Raw genomic sequence first — 16,682 nt, forward strand, 5'->3', positions numbered from 1 at the left:
TGAAATAAAATAACTAAATAACATTATTCCTTTTTTTCAGTTGCATTATTTAATTAATCCGGCCATTTTTATTGCTCAGTCATTTGAGAACGGAAATTCATATGCAATGGCGTAACTCCTCCAGCCGCTACGGAATAATATCCATGTGTTTACACTGGCTATTTGCACTTGCTGTCTATGCCATGTTTGGTCTCGGCCTCTGGATGGTGACATTAAGCTATTATGACGGTTGGTATCATCAGGCCCCCAAATTGCACAAAAGCATTGGGGTTCTGCTGATGATGGGTCTGGTTTTTCGCGTGATCTGGCGACATCTCTCTCCGCCCCCTCCAGCCCCCAAAAGCCATGGCCGTCTTACCCGCATAAGCGCTGTTGGCGCACATATCGCACTCTATGCCCTGCTGTTCGCCATTATGATCAGCGGTTATCTCATTTCGACCGCAGACGGCAAACCGATCAGCGTGTTTGGGCTCTTTGACGTCCCTGCCACGCTGGCTGACGCCGGTTCACAGGCTGACACCGCAGATGTGGTTCATCTGTGGCTGGCATGGAGCGTGGTGATCCTGTCTGTTCTGCATGGCCTTGCGGCCCTGAAACACCACTTTATCGATAAAGACGATACGCTGAAGCGCATGCTTGGCCGTTCGTCAGTTGACTCTGGAGCATAAAATGAAAAAACGCCTGTTGGGTATCGCATTAGGTTCGCTGTTATTTACCACCGGTTCGGCCATTGCCGCCGACTATAAAATTGATAAAGAAGGCCAGCATGCCTTCGTCAATTTCCGTATTCAGCATCTGGGTTACAGCTGGTTATATGGTACGTTCAATGATTTCGATGGCACATTTAGTTTCGACGAGAAAAACCCTGCTGTCGATAAAGTAAACGTCACCATTAATACTAACAGCGTCGACACTAATCACGCCGAGCGTGATAAACATCTGCGCAGCGCTGAATTCCTGAACGTAGGCAAATTCCCGCAAGCTACTTTCGCGTCGACAGAAGTGAAGAAAGACGGTGATAAGCTCGCTATTACCGGTAATCTTACGCTGAACGGCGTAACAAAACCGGTAACACTGGATGCGAAATTAATCGGCCAGGGCGACGATCCGTGGGGCGGAAAACGTGCTGGCTTTGAAGCCGCCGGCAAAATTCATCTGAAAGATTTTAATATCACCACAGATTTAGGACCGGCATCGCAGGATGTAGAGCTGATTATTTCGGTGGAAGGCGTTCAGCAGAAGTCATAAAACAGGCCCGGCAGGCTTTTACGCCGCCGGGCAATGTTTTACTCCGGGTCCGGAATACCCAGTTTGGTATTCAGTCGGCCCCGGGATTTATTAAAGATCTTATTCCCGTTCTCGCGCCCGGCACGGCGACGACGTTGCTCTTCTTCAGGCAGGATACTCTCTTCACTGCACAGCTCGCTACAGCAGCCATTAAACTTCTCGGCACATGCAGGACACTGAATAAACAGAAGATGACAACCGTCGTTTTTGCAGTTGGTATGCGTGTCGCACGGCGTACCGCACTGGTGGCAGTGAGCGATTACGTCCTCTGAAATTCGCTCGCCCATACGCTCATCAAACACAAAGTTTTTACCGATAAAACGCACCGGTAACCCCTGCTCGCGGGCGCGGCGGGCATATTCAATGATCCCACCCTCAATATGCCAGACTTTATTAAAACCGTTGTGTTTCATCCAGGCACTGGCTTTTTCGCAGCGGATCCCCCCGGTGCAATACATAACGATCTTTTTGTCTTTATGCTCCTGCATCATCTCAACCGCTTTCGGCAGCTGTTCGCGGAAAGTGTCGGCAGGAATTTCCATCGCATTCTCGAAGTGGCCCACTTCATATTCGTAGTGGTTACGCATATCGATGAACACTGCATCCGGATCGTCGAGCATCGCGTTCACTTCAGCGGCCTTTAGGTACTCCCCCACATTAGCGGCATTGAAGTTCGGATCGTCGATGCCATCCGCCACAATACGCTCACGCACCTTCATGCGCAGCACCCAGAACGATTTGCCGTCATCATCCAGCGCAATGTTCAGGCGTAAGCCGTTAAGCGCCGGATCAAAACCATAAAGGAGATCGCGGAAGGCGCTGACTTTGCTTTCCGGCACGCTGATCTGCGCGTTAATACCCTCACGCGCCAGATAGACGCGACCAAACACGTTCAGGGTGGTGAAAGCCTGGTAAAGCGCATCGCGGGTCGCCTGTGGATCGTTGATGGTAAAATATTTATAGAAAGAGATCGTTGTGCGCGGTTCGGTTTCGGCCAACATACGCGCTTTCAACATCTCATTCGAAACGCGGTTGTGTAACACTGGCATGGTGTACAAGTCCTGCAATCGTTGAGAAATAAAAATCGGTCGGCATGATATAGCAAACAAAGACAATTTACATCCACACAATTTACGCTACATTTCAGTCAACCTGATTAATCAGACTTAACACTTGCATATTCTTTCATGTTTCGATGACAGACATTTTGGCTATGCCTCAAAAAATGAGACAATAGCCCTTCAGGACGTTAGAACACAGGACAGACATGACCCAGTTACCGAAATTTACTGCCGCGCTTTTACACCCACGCTATTGGTTAACATGGTCAGGCATTGGCTTGTTGTGGCTAATTGTACAGCTGCCTTATCCCGTAATTTTCCGCATGGGTAAAGGACTGGGCCGCATTGCTCAACAATTTATGAAGCGTCGCGCCAGGATCGCGTATCGAAATCTTGAGCTTTGCTTTCCTCAGATGAGCGAATCTGAGCGTCACGACATGGTGGTTAAAAACTTCGAATCTGTCGGCATGGGACTGATGGAGACCGGTATGGCCTGGTTCTGGTCGGATAAGCGCATGGCGCGCTGGACGGAAGTGGCCGGAACCGGCATGGATCCGGTGCATAATCTCCAGGCCAACCAGACTGGCGTCCTGCTGATTGGCGTTCATTTCCTGACGCTCGAAATTGGCGCGCGCATGTTCGGCATGCAGGCACCGGGTATTGGCGTTTATCGTCCCAACGATAATCCGGTGATCGATTTGATACAGACCAACGGACGCATGCGCTCGAATAAAAGCATGATCGACCGCAAAGACCTTAAAGGGATGATCCGCGCCCTCAAATCAGGTGAAGTGGTCTGGTATGCCCCGGATCATGACTATGGCCCGCAATCCAGCGTGTTTGTCCCGTTCTTTGCGGTGGAAGATGCGGCGACAACCACCGGGACCTGGATGCTGGCGCGGATGTCCAAAGCCGCTATCGTGCCGTTTGTGCCGCGCCGTAAGCCGGACGGTTCAGGCTATCAGCTCATCATGCTGGAGCCGGAACTCACGCCGCCGCTGGATGATGCAGAAACCACCGCGCGCTGGATGAATGCTATTGTCGAGAAATGCATTATGCTCGCTCCCGAGCAGTACATGTGGCTGCATCGCCGCTTCAAAACCCGGCCTCAGGGCGTCCCTTCTCGTTATTAATCTGCATGCGGTCTTCCGGGCCGCAAGCTGTTTTAGCTTTAAAAGCTCCCCGTCATTGCGGCAATCATACCCCAGGCGCATAATTAGCAGGCTTATTACCTCACTGGTCACGGTGCCCTGCACCTCATTATGCGGATAGTTATGTCCTCCACAGATGCTCCCATAAACTGGAAACGCAACCTGACGGTTGCATGGCTGGGTTGTTTTCTTACTGGCGCCGCCTTTAGCCTGGTAATGCCCTTCCTGCCCCTCTACGTTGAACAGCTCGGCGTCACCGGCCATAGCGCACTGAATATGTGGTCCGGCCTGGTGTTCAGCATTACGTTCCTGTTCTCCGCCATTGCGTCGCCTTTCTGGGGTGGGCTTGCGGATCGCAAAGGCCGCAAAATTATGCTGCTGCGCTCCGCGCTCGGCATGGCGATCATAATGCTGTTGATGGGGGTGGCGCAGAATGTCTGGCAGTTCCTGATATTACGCGCGCTTCTGGGTCTGCTCGGGGGATTTATCCCCAATGCCAACGCCCTGATCGCAACCCAAATCCCACGCCATAAAAGCGGCTGGGCATTGGGTACGCTCTCCACTGGCGGCGTAAGCGGCGCACTGCTGGGTCCGCTGGCGGGCGGGCTGCTGGCCGACCACTACGGACTGCGGCCGGTATTCTTCATTACCGCCAGCGTGCTGTTCCTCTGCTTCCTCGTGACGCTTATCTGCATCCGCGAGAATTTCACGCCGGTAGCCAAAAAAGAGATGCTGCACGCCCGGGATGTGCTGGCCTCGCTGAAAAACCCAAAGCTGGTGCTGAGCCTGTTTGTGACCACCATGATTATTCAGGTGGCCACCGGTTCAATCGCGCCTATTCTGACGCTCTATGTCCGCGATCTGGCGGGAAACGTCAGCAACATTGCTTTTATTAGCGGCCTGATCGCCTCCGTTCCCGGCGTGGCCGCGTTGCTGAGCGCGCCGCGACTCGGCAAGCTGGGCGATCGCATCGGCCCGGAGAAAATTCTGATCTGCGCCCTGATCCTCTCCGTCCTGCTGCTGATCCCCATGTCGATGGTGCAGTCTCCCTGGCAGCTCGGCGTGTTGCGCTTTCTGCTGGGCGCAGCGGACGGCGCGTTGCTTCCGGCGGTGCAGACGCTGCTGGTTTATAACTCCACCAACCAGATTGCCGGGCGTATTTTCAGCTACAACCAGTCGTTTCGCGATCTGGGTAACGTCACCGGGCCGCTGGTCGGCGCGGGGGTTTCGGCCAGTTTCGGTTTCCGGGCGGTCTTTATCGTGACGGCAGGCGTCGTGCTGTTCAAGGCTGTTTATTCCTGGCTCAGCTTATCCCGGGCGCTACGCCCGGCGCGCATAACACAACATCGTGACGGCTAATTTACGCATTCATACTTGCAAAATCATATAATCAGCTATTCTTTCCCTGAATACCTTCACGAAAAACAGGGAGACACCAATGACCATGTACGCCACGCTGGAAGAAGCTATCGATGCCGCTCGCGAAGAATTCCTCGCCGATAATCCCGGCATTGAGGAAGAAGATGCTGACGTGCAACAACTCAATATCCAAAAATACGTCCTTCAGGACGGCGATATTATGTGGCAGGCCGAATTCTTTGCTGATGAAGGTGAAGACGGAGAATGTCTGCCGATACTGAGTGGTGAAGGTGCGCAGGCGGTATTCGACGGCGACTATGACGAAATTGAGTTACGTCAGGAGTGGCTGGAAGAAAATACGCTGCATGAATGGGATGAAGGTGAGTTTCAGCTCGAACCGCCGCTGGATACCGAAGAAGGTCAGGCCGCAGCGGACGAATGGGACGAGCGATAAGCTCTCGTTACTCGTAAGGGCCGTGGCTGGCATCGATGGGCAGCAGTAGCGTGTCGAAAATCAAAGAAAACGGCAGATCGAGCACGGTGAGATAGCGCCATGCGGAATCGCGGACATCCCACTGTACGCCGGGGTAGTACTGATTCCCGTGGCCCTGTCCGGGAATGGTGCGGCTGATGATGCTGCCGCAGCCGCTGAGCAGGCATGCCATCATGACGACGATGATTACTTTCATTTCTGACCTCTAAAAAAATACCGGCCTCACAGCCGGTATTTTATTTGGCGGGTGGCGCTTCGCTTACCCGCCCTACTTAACAACTTACTTCGTCTTCAGGGCCAGCGGATTCAGCTTCACGTCCTTGTAGTAGTTCACCCACGAAGAGTATCTCTCCGGAGAAGTCCACACGCGGTAGTGAAGCCGTGCCATCGTCACCGGATCGCTCAACAGCACCAGACGACGGTCGCGGTTAAGCTTTTCTGGCGTCTCGTTCAGCGCCTGCTCAACGTGGCGATCGCGGGCGATCTCCAGCACCTGGCTGGCGCGGTGACGCGCAGTCGCCATCGCGGTTGCCAGCGCGTTGAATGACGGGTTAAACACGGCGTGCATAAAGCCATCATCCAGCGTGCGTTTGCGGTTCTGCTCCAGATAGGTATCGGTATCCACCAGCACCTGCGGCGGAGAATACTCTTCCGGGATCAGGAACAGCTTCCAGCGTTTGGTACGCAGGCCCACCGTAGAACGGCTGGAGATCACCGACACAAATGGCGACAGGATCAGCGAGAAGACGATTGGCGCCAGCCAGAACAGGAAACGCAGATCCAGCCAGGCCATACCAACGGCCCACACCAGGCCCAGCAGCAGCTGAGAGCCGTGGCGCATAAAGGCTTCACTCCATGGCGTAGAGTCATCGTCACGCTGCGGTGAATTCCACACCACTTCCCATCCCAGGAACGCGCTCACCACGAATACCGTGTGGAACAGCATACGCACCGGTGCCAGCAGGACCGAGAACAGCACTTCCAGCAGCAGTGAAAGGGTTACGCGGCAAAAACCACCGTACTCCTTCGAACCTTTACACCAGATCAGAATGATACTGAGCAGCTTGGGCAGGAACAGCAGCACCATGGTCGACGCGAACAGCGCAATCGCCAGCTCCGGACGCCATTGCGGCCACACCGGGAACAGCTGGCGCGGTTGCAGGAAGTACTGCGGCTCCGTCAGGGCATGCACAACCTGCAACGCGGTCGAGAGTGCCAGGAACATAAACCACAGCGGCGCAGACAGATAGGACATGACGCCCGTCAGGAACACCGCACGATGAACAGGGTGCATCCCCTTCACCAGGAACAGGCGGAAGTTCATCAGGTTACCGTGACACCAGCGGCGGTCGCGCTTGAGCTCATCCAGCAGGTTCGGCGGCAGCTCTTCATACGAGCCCGGCAGATCGTAGGCAATCCAGACGCCCCACCCTGCGCGACGCATCAGCGCGGCTTCCACAAAGTCATGCGACAGAATGGACCCGGCAAACGATCCTTCACCCGGCAGCGGCGCCAGGGCGCAGTGCTCGATGAATGGCTTCACGCGGATAATGGCGTTGTGGCCCCAGTAGTGAGATTCACCCAGCTGCCAGAAGTGCAGACCGGCAGTAAATAGCGGCCCGTAGACGCGGGTCGCAAACTGCTGGCAGCGCGCATATAGCGTGTCCATACCGGACGCTTTTGGCGAGGACTGAATAATACCCGCGTTCGGATTGGCTTCCATCAGACGGACCAGCCCGCTCAGACAGTCGCCGCTCATCACGGAGTCCGCATCCAGTACCACCATGTAGCTGTACTGGTTACCCCAACGACGGCAGAAGTCATCGATGTTCCCGCTCTTACGCTTAACACGACGACGACGACGACGGTAGAAGATCTGCCCTTCGCCCTGCACTTCAGCAATCAGCTCCATCCAGGCTTTTTGCTCTGCCACGCAGATATCCGGGTTGTAGCTGTCGCTCAGGATGTAGACGTCGAAATGCGCCGCGTTACCGGTCGCCTTTACGGACTCCCAGGTGGCACGCAGCCCGGCGAATACGCGGTCAACATCTTCGTTACAGATAGGCATGATCAGCGCGGTACGGTGCTCAGGATTGAGGGGTTCATCCCCGACCGTCGACGCGGAAATGCTGTATTTGTCACGCCCCATCAGCAGTTGCAGGAAGCCCATCAGCGCCGTCCAGAACCCGGCGGAGACCCAACAGAACAGCACGGCGAACAGCAGAAGGATGCCGCTCTGTAAAATATACGGCAGCAGCTGCATGAAGGAGACCCAGATATCCTGGCCAATCATGTCAGCAGGGTTAATCAATGCCCAGCCCTGGTACGGCAGAATAGTTTTCATGTACCAGGTGGCGACAACCGTCTGTGCCAGCGTCAGCAGCAGCAGAATGTAACGACGAATCGTTCCCACGGTACGCCATTTCTGCTCGGACGCCTGCTGTTCTTTGGTCAGACGTGACAGATAGCGCGGCGTCACGTCACGCCCACGCAGGCGATCCCAGAAGCGACCCACCGGGTTGGTGCGCCACGGATCGGGGAACATAGAGGAACGCGTGGCCTTCGGCATCGCCTGTAGCTGGTCACGCCCTTCGTCGTCCTTGATTAACTGCCCTTCTGCCAGCGAGTCTGGCCATGCCTGCTCCAGACGTGCCTTCACTGACCCCAGCGGCGTATCATCATCACGGGAAAAGTGACGATGTTCACCATCCAGCGCGGTGTGAACCTCGCGGATGTCGCTCGCAGGGAGTGCCGCTTTTTCAATGTCCGTTAGCGGCATGGCATCAATATATTCAGATGTATTATTCATTGGCAGGTAGCTGATAGCTCCAGGTTTCACTCAGCGGCTTATCGTTACTGACCAGCGCGGCGCGCATTTCAGTGGTCTGTTTCGGATCTTTCACCTTCACGCGCAGGGTCAAACGCCACCCTTTGGTGACCGGATTGTAACGCACGGCGTTCTCAACGATTTCACCGTTATCGCCAATGCTGGCCTGTGCCGTCACGGCAGTATCCGGCGCCAGTTTTTTCATATCCTGCCCGGTGAAGTCCACGATAAATGCCAGCGTGCCATCCGGCTGACGAATCAGGTTGGACTGCTTCACGTCCCCCGTAGAACGACGCGTCTGCATCACATACGCGTTATCCGGTGCGTGCAGTTTGTCTTCGTCACGGCTGAAGGTGATCGCATACTTGAAGTTCATCTCTTTACCGGCTTCAGGCAGCTGATCCGGTGTCCAGTACGCCACGATGTTATCGTTGGTTTCATCATTGGTTGGAATTTCAACCAGCTCAACCTTGCCTTTACCCCAGTCGCCTTTCGGTGTAACCCAGGCGCTTGGGCGCAGATCGTAGCGGTCGTCCAGATCTTCAAAGCGGGAGAACTGACGGCCACGTTGCAGCAGACCAAAGCCCTGCGGGTTTTCCATCGCAAAGCTGCTGACGGCGAGGTGTTTCGGGTTGTTCAGCGGACGCCAGATCCACTCGCCGTTACCAGCATGAATGGAAAGGCCATTAGAATCATGCAGTTGAGGGCGGAAGTTAGTCGCCGGAGACGGCTGATTCGGCCCGAACAGGAACATGCTGGTCAGCGGCGCGACGCCCAGTTTGCCCACTTTATCACGCAGGTAAACTTTAGACTGCACGTCAACCACCGTGTCACGCCCTGGCATGATCACGAAGCGATAAGCGCCTGTCGCACGAGGGGAGTCCAGCAGCGCATAAATTGTCAGACGTTTGTCGGTTGGTTTTGGACGTTCGATCCAGAACTCGCGAAAACGTGGAAATTCTTCACCTGATGGCAGCGCGGTATCAATTGCCAGACCGCGCGCAGAAAGCCCGTATACCTGCCCCGCGCCAATCACGCGGAAGTAGCTGGCGCCAAGCATGCTGACGATTTCGTCGTTTTTATCTTTGCTGTTAATCGGGTAAAGCACCTTGAAGCCTGCGAAGCCGAGGTCTTTCACCGTGTCTTTATCGTGTTGCACATCGCCAAAATTGAAATAATCCGGGCTGTACTTGATTTTACGTACCGCGGTCGCCGTCACTTCATTGATGGCAACCGGCGTGTCGAAGTACATACCCTGGTGGTAAAATTCAAGCTTGAACGGGGTTTTAATATTGTTCCAGTACGCTTTATCGTGATTGAACTGGATCTGCTGATAGTCCGCGTATTTCATGTCGCGGAAAACGGAGGGCAGGTTACTTTTTGGCGCTTCGTAGCTCTTGCCCGCCATCGATTTAGCCTGTTTTGCGACATCATCGATGTTAAAGGCCAGTGCAGATGAGGTATACAGTGACAACAGCACTGCTACACCCAACCAACGCATTTTCATCATTTGTGGTTTATGTTTCATAATAAGTAAGCACTTCCCCCTTTGTGTGCTTATATCGATCCGATCCATTTTAATGGAAACTCAGGCAATCCGACAACATTATCACTGCTTTGTTCAGCTCGCTGGCTCATGGATTAAGCAAATGAAAGAACCCGCTTTTCACTTTGCGTGCTTATCCTGGAGACAGGGTGTCGGTCTTGGTGTAGGGTTGGCTCCGAATGTAACCATTATGAGCCTTAGGGATAAGGCGAAAAGTCTGAGAATGCGCAAAGTTATATGAGCACAACCCCTGTACAACGTGAATATTTCCTCGACTCGATCCGCGCATGGCTCATGCTATTGGGGATCCCTTTTCATATTTCACTGATCTATTCCAGCCACACCTGGCATGTGAACAGCCAGATGCCCTCCTGGTGGCTGACGCTGTTCAATGATTTTATCCATGCCTTCCGCATGCAGGTGTTTTTCGTCATTTCAGGCTATTTCTCTTACATGCTCTTCTTGCGCTATCCCCTCAAGCGGTGGTGGAAAGTACGCGTGGAGCGCGTGGGCATACCAATGTTGACGGCCATTCCGCTGCTGACGCTGCCGCAGTTCATCATGTTGCAGCATGTTAAAGGCAAGGCGGAAAACTGGCCTAATCTCTCGTTCTATGAGAAATACAACACCCTGGTCTGGGAGCTGATTTCCCACCTCTGGTTCCTGCTGGTACTGGTGGTGCTAACCACGGTGAGTTTGCTGATCTTCAGTCAACTGCGCCAGCGCGCGAGCGCCGCAACCTCGACCTTCTTCGCCAACATCACCCTGGGCAAGCTGTCGCTGCTGTTTCTTGCGCTGGGGGTCGCGTATGCCGCCGTCAGGCGTACGCTACTCATTGTCTACCCTCCCATTCTGAGCGATGGGCTGTTTAATTTCGTGGTGATGCAGACCCTGTTCTACATCCCCTTCTTCCTGATTGGGGCGCTAGCATTTATTCATCCCCGGCTTAAAGCGCTGTTTACCACCCCCTCCCCCTGGTGTGCGGTGGGTGCTGCGCTGGCCTTTGCCGCCTATCTTCTCAATCAGCGCTTTGGCAGCGGGGACGCGTGGATGTATGAGACAGAGAGCGTGATAACGATGCTGATGGGCCTGTGGATGGTTAACGTGGTGTTCGCCCTTGGCCATCGTCTGCTGAATTTTAAATCAAGTCGCGTCACCTATTTCGTTAATGCTTCACTGTTTATCTACCTGGTCCACCATCCGCTGACGCTGTTTTTCGGGGCGTACATTACGCCGCATATCAAATCGAATGCGCTGGGCTTCTTCACCGGTCTGGTCTTTGTGGTTGGCATTGCCATCGTGTTGTATGAAATCCACCTGCGGATCCCGCTTTTGCGTTTCCTGTTCTCAGGCAAACCTCAGGTTAAAGCGGGATAAAAAAACGGCGCCTCCAGAGCGCCGTTTTTGCTTTTCAGACATCAAAATGCCTGGCTGCGCGCGGTCAAAAGCCGCTGATACAGGTCGGCGGTGTGCTCATCGAAACAGACAAAAATGACTTTTTCCGGCATGGGTTTGAGGGAAAGGTAGTGATAAACGGTATTCACGGCGATCGTAGCTGCCGCTTCCTTTGGATAACCGTACACCCCGGTGCTAATGGCGGGGAACGCCATGGTCTTATAGCCGTTATCTGCCGCAAGCCGCAGGCAGTTACGATAAGCCTGCTCCAGAATCTCAGCCTCATGGCGGTCGCCACCGTGCCAGACAGGTCCAACGGTATGGATCACCGCTTTGGCCGGGAGATCGCCCGCAAGCGTAATAACAGCATGCCCCGGCGGGCACTCTCCCTGCTGCTGGCGCACGGTTTTGCATGCTTCAAGGAGCTGAGGGCCCGCGGCCCGGTGAATGGCACCGTCTACCCCGCCCCCACCCATCAGGGAGGAATTGGCTGCGTTGACGATCACGTCAACGTGCACCGTCGTGATATCGCCATGAATAACGTCGATTTGCGGTCTCATAAACACCCTCTGCAACCCGCCTTTTTCATCAGTGTATCGCAGAGGGAGAAGGAGAAAAACTGTCGCGAAAAAAACGGCGGTTAACGGTAATCCACCTGAACGACCGCAAGCGTTTTCTTTTCATTCAGATATTTCATGGTGACAGCGGCCAGCTCTGAGTGAGGATGATGGCCCCGGAGCGCCTCGTCATAACTGATGGTATGCGTTTTCATACGGTTATTTTCCGGGCAGGAAATTGCAAACTGCTGATGCCGGGGCGTGACTTCGCACGGGTCAGCGACCACCGCGCCACGAAAATGAATCACCCCACCATTCTCTATAGTTGCTGAATAAGCCGGAGGAAAAAAAGAGGACAGGATCAGTCCCAGACCAGAAATAATACACGCTGCGGATTTGAACATTATTTGTACTCCTCAATGAAATTCGTCCTTGAGGGGTAAAAACGCTCCGTTATGACGTATCAATTTAAGCAACCCGTTTGCTGGGTTCTTGATATCAGCATAGCTTACCTGTGCAGCGCCGCCACTTTATTAAATCATTGATTTTATGAATGATTAAAGCGTACTTGCCGGTGCGTTCCACTGCTGTGATAAATGAAGCGATTTTCCATCGGAAACGGTGACGATTATTTTTACCGCATCCCCTGAGCGAATATTTAAACTGATTCGCGTTAGATCAATCGGCTGATTAGCGGGTATAAAAAGAGTATTTTTCTGCCGCGATGTACTTTGTCCCCCCTGCCCCTGCCGGACAGATAACACCTCAACCTGACATTCGCAGGCGTCTGCCAGCGTGACCTGAGGAATAATGGTTGTCACATTTGCCTGCTGTGAGGTGCTGAACGTTATCTGGCTGGCAAGCGCGGCAAGGAGAATGAAGGTGCTCATGAGATCCTCCCGAAAAAAAACAGGGCGCATGCCCTGTTTTTTGGTACAGAAATGAATCAGTACTGGTGTGCGGTCGCGTTGTTGCCGAAGCCAACCTGGTGCACAGTCACCGTTGAGCCGGACGCTGTCTGGTCTACCGCCGCGCCGTTGCCGCCGCCGAACTGTTTCACGTTGATAACAGAATCTTTGCTATTCCACTGGTCGATGGTGGCGCTGTTACCAAAGCCTTTTTGCAGCAGATCGATAGAACTGTCATCAGAGCCCTGGCCAACGTCTGCGCCGTTACCGCCACCATGCTGGGTAATGGTCAATTCAGAATCTCGGGCGTCCGTCTGCAAAGCAAGCGCGGAGTTACCGCCGCCATACTGGTAAATGCTCAGGGTTGAGTCAGGGCCGTTATTGCCGCCACCCCAGCCACCACCGTGACCGCCGCCAAATTGTGGTACCGCACCTGCGAAAGCACTGCCAGAAACTACGATTGCTGCAATAACTGCCACTTTGAAAAGTTTCATGGTAAACCCCCATCGGATTGATTAAGGCGTCACACATCGCTAGCGTTGAATAACGCGAATAGCCATTTGCGACTGTCTCTGTACTACAACTGCTGTTTTCTGCGTACCATACTGCGTTATATTCGCCCTGTTACCCGAGCCTTTCTGGATAATCATGGCGGTGTTGCCAAAAGCGCCCTGCTTAATACTCGCATCGTTGCCGTTGCCGGTCTGATCGATATAAGCAAGGTTATACGTCCCTGACTGATCAACATTCGCGCGGTTATTCCCGCCCTCCTGGGAAATAACGGACAGCAATTTAGAACCGCCCTGGCGTACATCAGCATTATTTCCTGAACCCTGTTGACCAATAATGGCTGCCTGATTGTATGAAGCTTTACTTAATTCATTTATCGCAAAATTATATTCAGAACTGGCTAAATCTGAATCACCTGCGATTACAAACCCAGGCGCACCCAGTAATGTAAACATCATAAACAACGTTTTGTTTTTCATGCTGTCACCCTGGACCTGGCTATAAAAAGGTATTCCTTACTCCGTTAACGCGATTCGTTTTGTTAACGCCGCGTTACGGAAAAGAGTATGTCTGCCGAAACATGTTTAATATCTCACCCGTGCGCCTTATTTTTATATTCCCCTTCACCTCAAAGTCGTAAATCTCGCCTGAAACGATGGGATACTCGCCTAAAGCAGAAACCAAAAATGTCTTCCTGCGCTTGTACAACAGCGAGACAGGCTGTCCAACCTGTACCGGCTTCTTCAGACAAAAACGACAATGCCTTTTGTCACGCGCGTGACACGAAGCAAGTTTTCTTAAGAAAAAATTCCGGCTTAGGGAAGTCTTATGTTTTTAGCAGAGTTCATACTTTTTACCGGCTGGCTTACAATAATAAAAAACCAGATAATACAATTCATTATAATATACCGTATGGTTTTTAAAATCTGTGCACGTTTATACACCTGTACAACTTTCCCCTTATCTTAAAATCTATTAACCCTGCAAAATACACAAATAAATATCGAATTTTACATTCTGTTACACGATTAACACTTGCTTTAAAGTTTGCAATAGCTAGATTGAAAACAGCAGTACGTTATTTGTTTTTAATTTTACCGCCTCCTTTGGAGGAAGGTTTTTTAACTACACACAGCAGTGCCACACCTGCAGTACTTCTGGTGCCCTTTTCAATAAAACGAGGGCAACTGCCGGGTGTCATAAATAACGTGGGGTTTCATCATGTTTAATGAAGTCCATAGCTTACCCGGTCATACATTATTGTTGATCACAAAACCTTCCTTACAAGCGACAGCGTTATTGCAGCATTTAAAACAATGCCTGTCACTTAACGGGAAACTTCATAACATTCAACGTTCTTTTGATGATATCGCTCCTGGCAGCATCATTCTTCTCGATATGATGGAAGCGGATAAAAAACTGATCCATTACTGGCAAGATAATTTAAGCAGGAAAAACAATAATATCCGCGTGTTGTTATTGAATACGCCTGATGAGTATCCTTTCCGCGAAATTGAGAGCTGGCCGCATATTAACGGCGTGTTTTACGTTACAGAAGAAGAAAACCGTGTCGTGGAGGGTTTGCAGGGCATATTGCGGGGGGAGTGTTATTTCTCGCAAAAACTGGCCAGCTACCTCATTACCCACTCCGGAAATTATCGCTATAACAGTTCGGAATCGGCCCTTCTGACGCACCGTGAGAAAGAGATCCTGAACAAACTGCGTATTGGTGCTTCAAATATTGAAATCGCCCGTTCGTTATTTATCAGCGAAAATACGGTTAAGACGCATCTTTATAATCTTTTCAAAAAGATAGCTGTTAAAAATCGCACGCAGGCGGTGTCGTGGGCAAACGATAACCTCAGGCGTTAATAGCATGAAACGCACCCTAAGTTGGATTGCCGCCGCAGGCATTATGCTTGCTGGCGGAAACCTTCAGGCTGTTGAGGTGGAAGTTCCTGGACTGTTGACCGACCACACCGTCACCTCTGTCGGACACGATTTTTATCGTGCCTTCAGCGATAAGTGGGAAAGCGATTATCCGGGTAATTTAACCATCAACGAACGGCCCAGTGCGCGGTGGGGAAGCTGGATCACAATAACCGCTAATCAGGACGTTATTTACCAGACTTTTTTATTCCCAACGAAAAGAGACTTCGATCAGAACGTCGCTTTCGCACTGGCACAAACAGAAGAAGCTATTAACCGCCTACAGTTAGATAAAGCCCTTTTGAGCACAGGCGATTTAGCAAAAGATGAGTTCTAGCAACGACACCTATTTCGGAGGCTGTAATGCGTCTCGCACACACAGTGATTTCGTTAATGCTCATTGCGCCGTTGAGTTGGGCCGGAAATATGACATTCCAGTTCCGCAACCCTAATTTTGGCGGCAACCCGAATAACGGAGCCTTTATGCTTAACCAGGCGCAGGCTCAAAATTCCTATAAAGACCCCAGCTATGACGATGATTTCGGTATCGAGACCCCGTCAGCTCTGGATAATTTTACTCAGGCCATCCAGTCGCAAATATTAGGTGGCTTATTAACCAACATTAATACCGGAAAACCCGGCCGGATGGTCACTAATGACTTTATCGTCGATATTGCCAATAAAGACGGGCAGCTTCAGTTAAATGTGACAGACCGAAAAACCGGTAAGACGTCGACAATCCAGGTTACCGGTTTGCAGACCAGTTCAACTGATTTCTAAACAACCCCGAAATAAGGACAATTATCATGCAGCGCTTTTTTATTTTAGTTGCAGTGTGCTTATTAAGCGGTTGTTTAACTGCCCCGCCAAAAGAAGCCGCTAAACCCACCCTAATGCCCCGTGCCCAGAGCTATCGGGATCTGACGCATCTGCCCGGCCCTACCGGGAAGATATTCGTCTCGGTCTATAACATTCAGGATGAGACGGGCCAGTTCAAACCGTATCCGGCCAGTAACTTCTCCACGGCCGTACCGCAGAGCGCCACCGCGATGTTGGTTACCGCCCTGAAAGATTCGCGCTGGTTTATCCCGCTGGAACGCCAGGGGCTGCAAAACCTGCTTAACGAACGAAAAATCATTCGTGCTGCACAGGAGAATGGTACCGTTGGCGTCAATAACCGCATGCCGCTACAGTCTCTCACCGCAGCCAATATCATGGTGGAAGGCTCGATTATCGGCTACGAAAGTAACGTGAAATCGGGCGGCGCGGGTGCCCGTTACTTTGGTATCGGGGCCGACACGCAGTATCAGCTGGATCAAATTGCCGTCAACCTGCGCGTGGTTAACGTGAGCACGGGTGAAATTTTATCCTCCGTGACCACCAGCAAAACGATTCTCTCATATGAAGTGCAGGCGGGGGTATTCCGCTTTATCGACTACCAGCGTTTGCTGGAGGCTGAAATTGGCTATACCTCTAACGAGCCGGTCATGCTGTGTCTGATGTCGGCCATCGAAACCGGGGTGATTTTCCTGATTAATGACGGCATCGATCGCGGCTTGTGGGATCTTCAGAATAAAAGTGACGTGAGTAATGCGGTGCTGGTGAAATACCGTGAGATGTCGGTTCCGCCGGAGTCATGATTGGCGGCGTATAAAAAGG

Annotated in this window: 19 protein-coding genes; 10 read left to right on the forward strand and 9 right to left on the reverse strand. The window is 52.2% G+C overall.

Features of this window, described 5'->3' with window-relative positions; translation table 11 throughout:
* Positions 1–101 precede the first annotated feature (101 nt).
* The gene (locus IPZ49_RS10625; RefSeq protein WP_063932822.1) at positions 102–668 is read left to right on the forward strand and encodes a cytochrome b; all 567 of its coding nucleotides are present in this window, start codon (positions 102–104) and stop codon (positions 666–668) included.
* Position 669: 1 nt separating this feature from the next.
* Positions 670–1,248, forward strand: a complete 579-nt coding sequence (locus IPZ49_RS10630) for a YceI family protein (protein ID WP_063146121.1) — start codon at positions 670–672, stop codon at positions 1,246–1,248.
* Positions 1,249–1,286: 38 nt separating this feature from the next.
* Here the strand turns inward: IPZ49_RS10630 and IPZ49_RS10635 are convergent, their stop codons facing one another.
* A complete protein-coding gene (locus IPZ49_RS10635) occupies positions 1,287–2,336 on the reverse strand; it encodes a rhodanese-related sulfurtransferase (protein ID WP_063146122.1) in 1,050 nt (349 codons plus the stop codon).
* A 218-nt stretch (positions 2,337–2,554) separates the two neighbouring features.
* Between IPZ49_RS10635 and IPZ49_RS10640 the strand changes: the two genes are divergently transcribed.
* The 3 genes from IPZ49_RS10640 to IPZ49_RS10650 all read left to right on the forward strand — a co-directional run bounded on the left by IPZ49_RS10640 (position 2,555) and on the right by IPZ49_RS10650 (position 5,312).
* Positions 2,555–3,481, forward strand: a complete 927-nt coding sequence (locus IPZ49_RS10640; RefSeq protein ID WP_023305852.1) for a Kdo(2)-lipid IV(A) acyltransferase — start codon at positions 2,555–2,557, stop codon at positions 3,479–3,481.
* Between the two features lie 141 nt (positions 3,482–3,622).
* Positions 3,623–4,858, forward strand: a complete 1,236-nt coding sequence (mdtG, locus tag IPZ49_RS10645) for a multidrug efflux MFS transporter MdtG (protein WP_063146123.1) — start codon at positions 3,623–3,625, stop codon at positions 4,856–4,858.
* Between the two features lie 79 nt (positions 4,859–4,937).
* Positions 4,938–5,312 (forward strand): MysB family protein, encoded by a 375-nt coding sequence (locus IPZ49_RS10650; protein ID WP_003858026.1) that lies wholly within the window; start codon positions 4,938–4,940, stop codon positions 5,310–5,312.
* A 7-nt stretch (positions 5,313–5,319) separates the two neighbouring features.
* Here IPZ49_RS10650 and IPZ49_RS10655 read toward each other — a convergent pair whose 3' ends face one another.
* From IPZ49_RS10655 to mdoG, 3 genes are all read right to left on the reverse strand, one after another.
* Positions 5,320–5,547, reverse strand: coding sequence for a YceK/YidQ family lipoprotein (locus IPZ49_RS10655; RefSeq protein WP_003858030.1), 228 nt, complete (start codon positions 5,545–5,547; stop codon positions 5,320–5,322).
* A gap of 84 nt (positions 5,548–5,631) precedes the next feature.
* On the reverse strand, positions 5,632–8,160 hold the full coding sequence (gene mdoH / locus IPZ49_RS10660) for a glucans biosynthesis glucosyltransferase MdoH (protein ID WP_063146124.1): 2,529 nt from the start codon (positions 8,158–8,160) through the stop codon (positions 5,632–5,634).
* Complete coding sequence (gene mdoG, locus IPZ49_RS10665) at positions 8,153–9,706, reverse strand: glucans biosynthesis protein MdoG (RefSeq protein WP_032622136.1); 1,554 nt, start codon at positions 9,704–9,706, stop codon at positions 8,153–8,155. The genes mdoH and mdoG overlap by 8 nt, the downstream gene beginning before the upstream one ends.
* Before the next feature lie 255 nt (positions 9,707–9,961).
* Between mdoG and mdoC the strand changes: the two genes are divergently transcribed.
* Positions 9,962–11,101, forward strand: coding sequence for a glucans biosynthesis protein MdoC (mdoC, locus tag IPZ49_RS10670; RefSeq protein ID WP_022647705.1), 1,140 nt, complete (start codon positions 9,962–9,964; stop codon positions 11,099–11,101).
* 41 nt (positions 11,102–11,142) lie between these two features.
* Here mdoC and ymdB read toward each other — a convergent pair whose 3' ends face one another.
* The 5 genes from ymdB to csgB all read right to left on the reverse strand — a co-directional run bounded on the left by ymdB (position 11,143) and on the right by csgB (position 13,573).
* Positions 11,143–11,679: an O-acetyl-ADP-ribose deacetylase gene (gene ymdB / locus IPZ49_RS10675; protein WP_038415816.1), complete on the reverse strand. Its 537-nt coding sequence runs from the start codon at positions 11,677–11,679 to the stop codon at positions 11,143–11,145.
* Between the two features lie 80 nt (positions 11,680–11,759).
* Positions 11,760–12,080: a type 1 fimbrial protein gene (locus IPZ49_RS10680; RefSeq protein ID WP_063146125.1), complete on the reverse strand. Its 321-nt coding sequence runs from the start codon at positions 12,078–12,080 to the stop codon at positions 11,760–11,762.
* A gap of 153 nt (positions 12,081–12,233) precedes the next feature.
* The gene (csgC, locus tag IPZ49_RS10685) at positions 12,234–12,566 is read right to left on the reverse strand and encodes a curli assembly chaperone CsgC (RefSeq protein WP_023299776.1); all 333 of its coding nucleotides are present in this window, start codon (positions 12,564–12,566) and stop codon (positions 12,234–12,236) included.
* Positions 12,567–12,622: 56 nt separating this feature from the next.
* Positions 12,623–13,078, reverse strand: a complete 456-nt coding sequence (gene csgA, locus IPZ49_RS10690; protein ID WP_003858043.1) for a curli major subunit CsgA — start codon at positions 13,076–13,078, stop codon at positions 12,623–12,625.
* A 39-nt stretch (positions 13,079–13,117) separates the two neighbouring features.
* Entirely contained in the window at positions 13,118–13,573 is a 456-nt protein-coding gene (gene csgB, locus IPZ49_RS10695) for a curli minor subunit CsgB (protein WP_023299774.1), read from the reverse strand.
* Positions 13,574–14,315: 742 nt separating this feature from the next.
* Here csgB and csgD point away from each other — a divergent pair.
* Genes csgD through csgG form a run of 4 tightly spaced genes read left to right on the forward strand, consistent with a single transcriptional unit; the run spans position 14,316 to position 16,663 of the window.
* Positions 14,316–14,966, forward strand: a complete 651-nt coding sequence (gene csgD, locus IPZ49_RS10700) for a biofilm master transcriptional regulator CsgD (protein ID WP_006809293.1) — start codon at positions 14,316–14,318, stop codon at positions 14,964–14,966.
* 4 nt (positions 14,967–14,970) lie between these two features.
* Positions 14,971–15,360, forward strand: coding sequence for a curli production assembly/transport protein CsgE (csgE, locus tag IPZ49_RS10705; RefSeq protein ID WP_063146126.1), 390 nt, complete (start codon positions 14,971–14,973; stop codon positions 15,358–15,360).
* Positions 15,361–15,386: 26 nt separating this feature from the next.
* Positions 15,387–15,803: a curli production assembly/transport protein CsgF gene (gene csgF, locus IPZ49_RS10710; RefSeq protein WP_063146127.1), complete on the forward strand. Its 417-nt coding sequence runs from the start codon at positions 15,387–15,389 to the stop codon at positions 15,801–15,803.
* A gap of 26 nt (positions 15,804–15,829) precedes the next feature.
* The gene (csgG, locus tag IPZ49_RS10715; protein WP_023299773.1) at positions 15,830–16,663 is read left to right on the forward strand and encodes a curli production assembly/transport protein CsgG; all 834 of its coding nucleotides are present in this window, start codon (positions 15,830–15,832) and stop codon (positions 16,661–16,663) included.
* The last annotated feature ends 19 nt before the right edge of the window (positions 16,664–16,682 follow it).

It is taken from the genome of Enterobacter cloacae complex sp. S2, from assembly GCF_015159675.1.
Taxonomy (GTDB): domain Bacteria; phylum Pseudomonadota; class Gammaproteobacteria; order Enterobacterales; family Enterobacteriaceae; genus Enterobacter; species Enterobacter intestinihominis.

Bases quoted from the DNA above. Each gene is read 5' to 3' on its own strand.
- IPZ49_RS10625 (WP_063932822.1), top strand. From the start codon at position 102: ATGCAATGGCGTAACTCCTCCAGCCGCTACGGAATAATATCCATGTGT.
- IPZ49_RS10630 (WP_063146121.1), top strand. From the start codon at position 670: ATGAAAAAACGCCTGTTGGGTATCGCATTAGGTTCGCTGTTATTTACC.
- IPZ49_RS10635 (WP_063146122.1), bottom strand. From the start codon at position 2,336: ATGCCAGTGTTACACAACCGCGTTTCGAATGAGATGTTGAAAGCGCGT.
- IPZ49_RS10640 (WP_023305852.1), top strand. From the start codon at position 2,555: ATGACCCAGTTACCGAAATTTACTGCCGCGCTTTTACACCCACGCTAT.
- mdtG (WP_063146123.1), top strand. From the start codon at position 3,623: ATGTCCTCCACAGATGCTCCCATAAACTGGAAACGCAACCTGACGGTT.
- IPZ49_RS10650 (WP_003858026.1), top strand. From the start codon at position 4,938: ATGACCATGTACGCCACGCTGGAAGAAGCTATCGATGCCGCTCGCGAA.
- IPZ49_RS10655 (WP_003858030.1), bottom strand. From the start codon at position 5,547: ATGAAAGTAATCATCGTCGTCATGATGGCATGCCTGCTCAGCGGCTGC.
- mdoH (WP_063146124.1), bottom strand. From the start codon at position 8,160: ATGAATAATACATCTGAATATATTGATGCCATGCCGCTAACGGACATT.
- mdoG (WP_032622136.1), bottom strand. From the start codon at position 9,706: ATGAAACATAAACCACAAATGATGAAAATGCGTTGGTTGGGTGTAGCA.
- mdoC (WP_022647705.1), top strand. From the start codon at position 9,962: ATGAGCACAACCCCTGTACAACGTGAATATTTCCTCGACTCGATCCGC.
- ymdB (WP_038415816.1), bottom strand. From the start codon at position 11,679: ATGAGACCGCAAATCGACGTTATTCATGGCGATATCACGACGGTGCAC.
- IPZ49_RS10680 (WP_063146125.1), bottom strand. From the start codon at position 12,080: ATGTTCAAATCCGCAGCGTGTATTATTTCTGGTCTGGGACTGATCCTG.
- csgC (WP_023299776.1), bottom strand. From the start codon at position 12,566: ATGAGCACCTTCATTCTCCTTGCCGCGCTTGCCAGCCAGATAACGTTC.
- csgA (WP_003858043.1), bottom strand. From the start codon at position 13,078: ATGAAACTTTTCAAAGTGGCAGTTATTGCAGCAATCGTAGTTTCTGGC.
- csgB (WP_023299774.1), bottom strand. From the start codon at position 13,573: ATGAAAAACAAAACGTTGTTTATGATGTTTACATTACTGGGTGCGCCT.
- csgD (WP_006809293.1), top strand. From the start codon at position 14,316: ATGTTTAATGAAGTCCATAGCTTACCCGGTCATACATTATTGTTGATC.
- csgE (WP_063146126.1), top strand. From the start codon at position 14,971: ATGAAACGCACCCTAAGTTGGATTGCCGCCGCAGGCATTATGCTTGCT.
- csgF (WP_063146127.1), top strand. From the start codon at position 15,387: ATGCGTCTCGCACACACAGTGATTTCGTTAATGCTCATTGCGCCGTTG.
- csgG (WP_023299773.1), top strand. From the start codon at position 15,830: ATGCAGCGCTTTTTTATTTTAGTTGCAGTGTGCTTATTAAGCGGTTGT.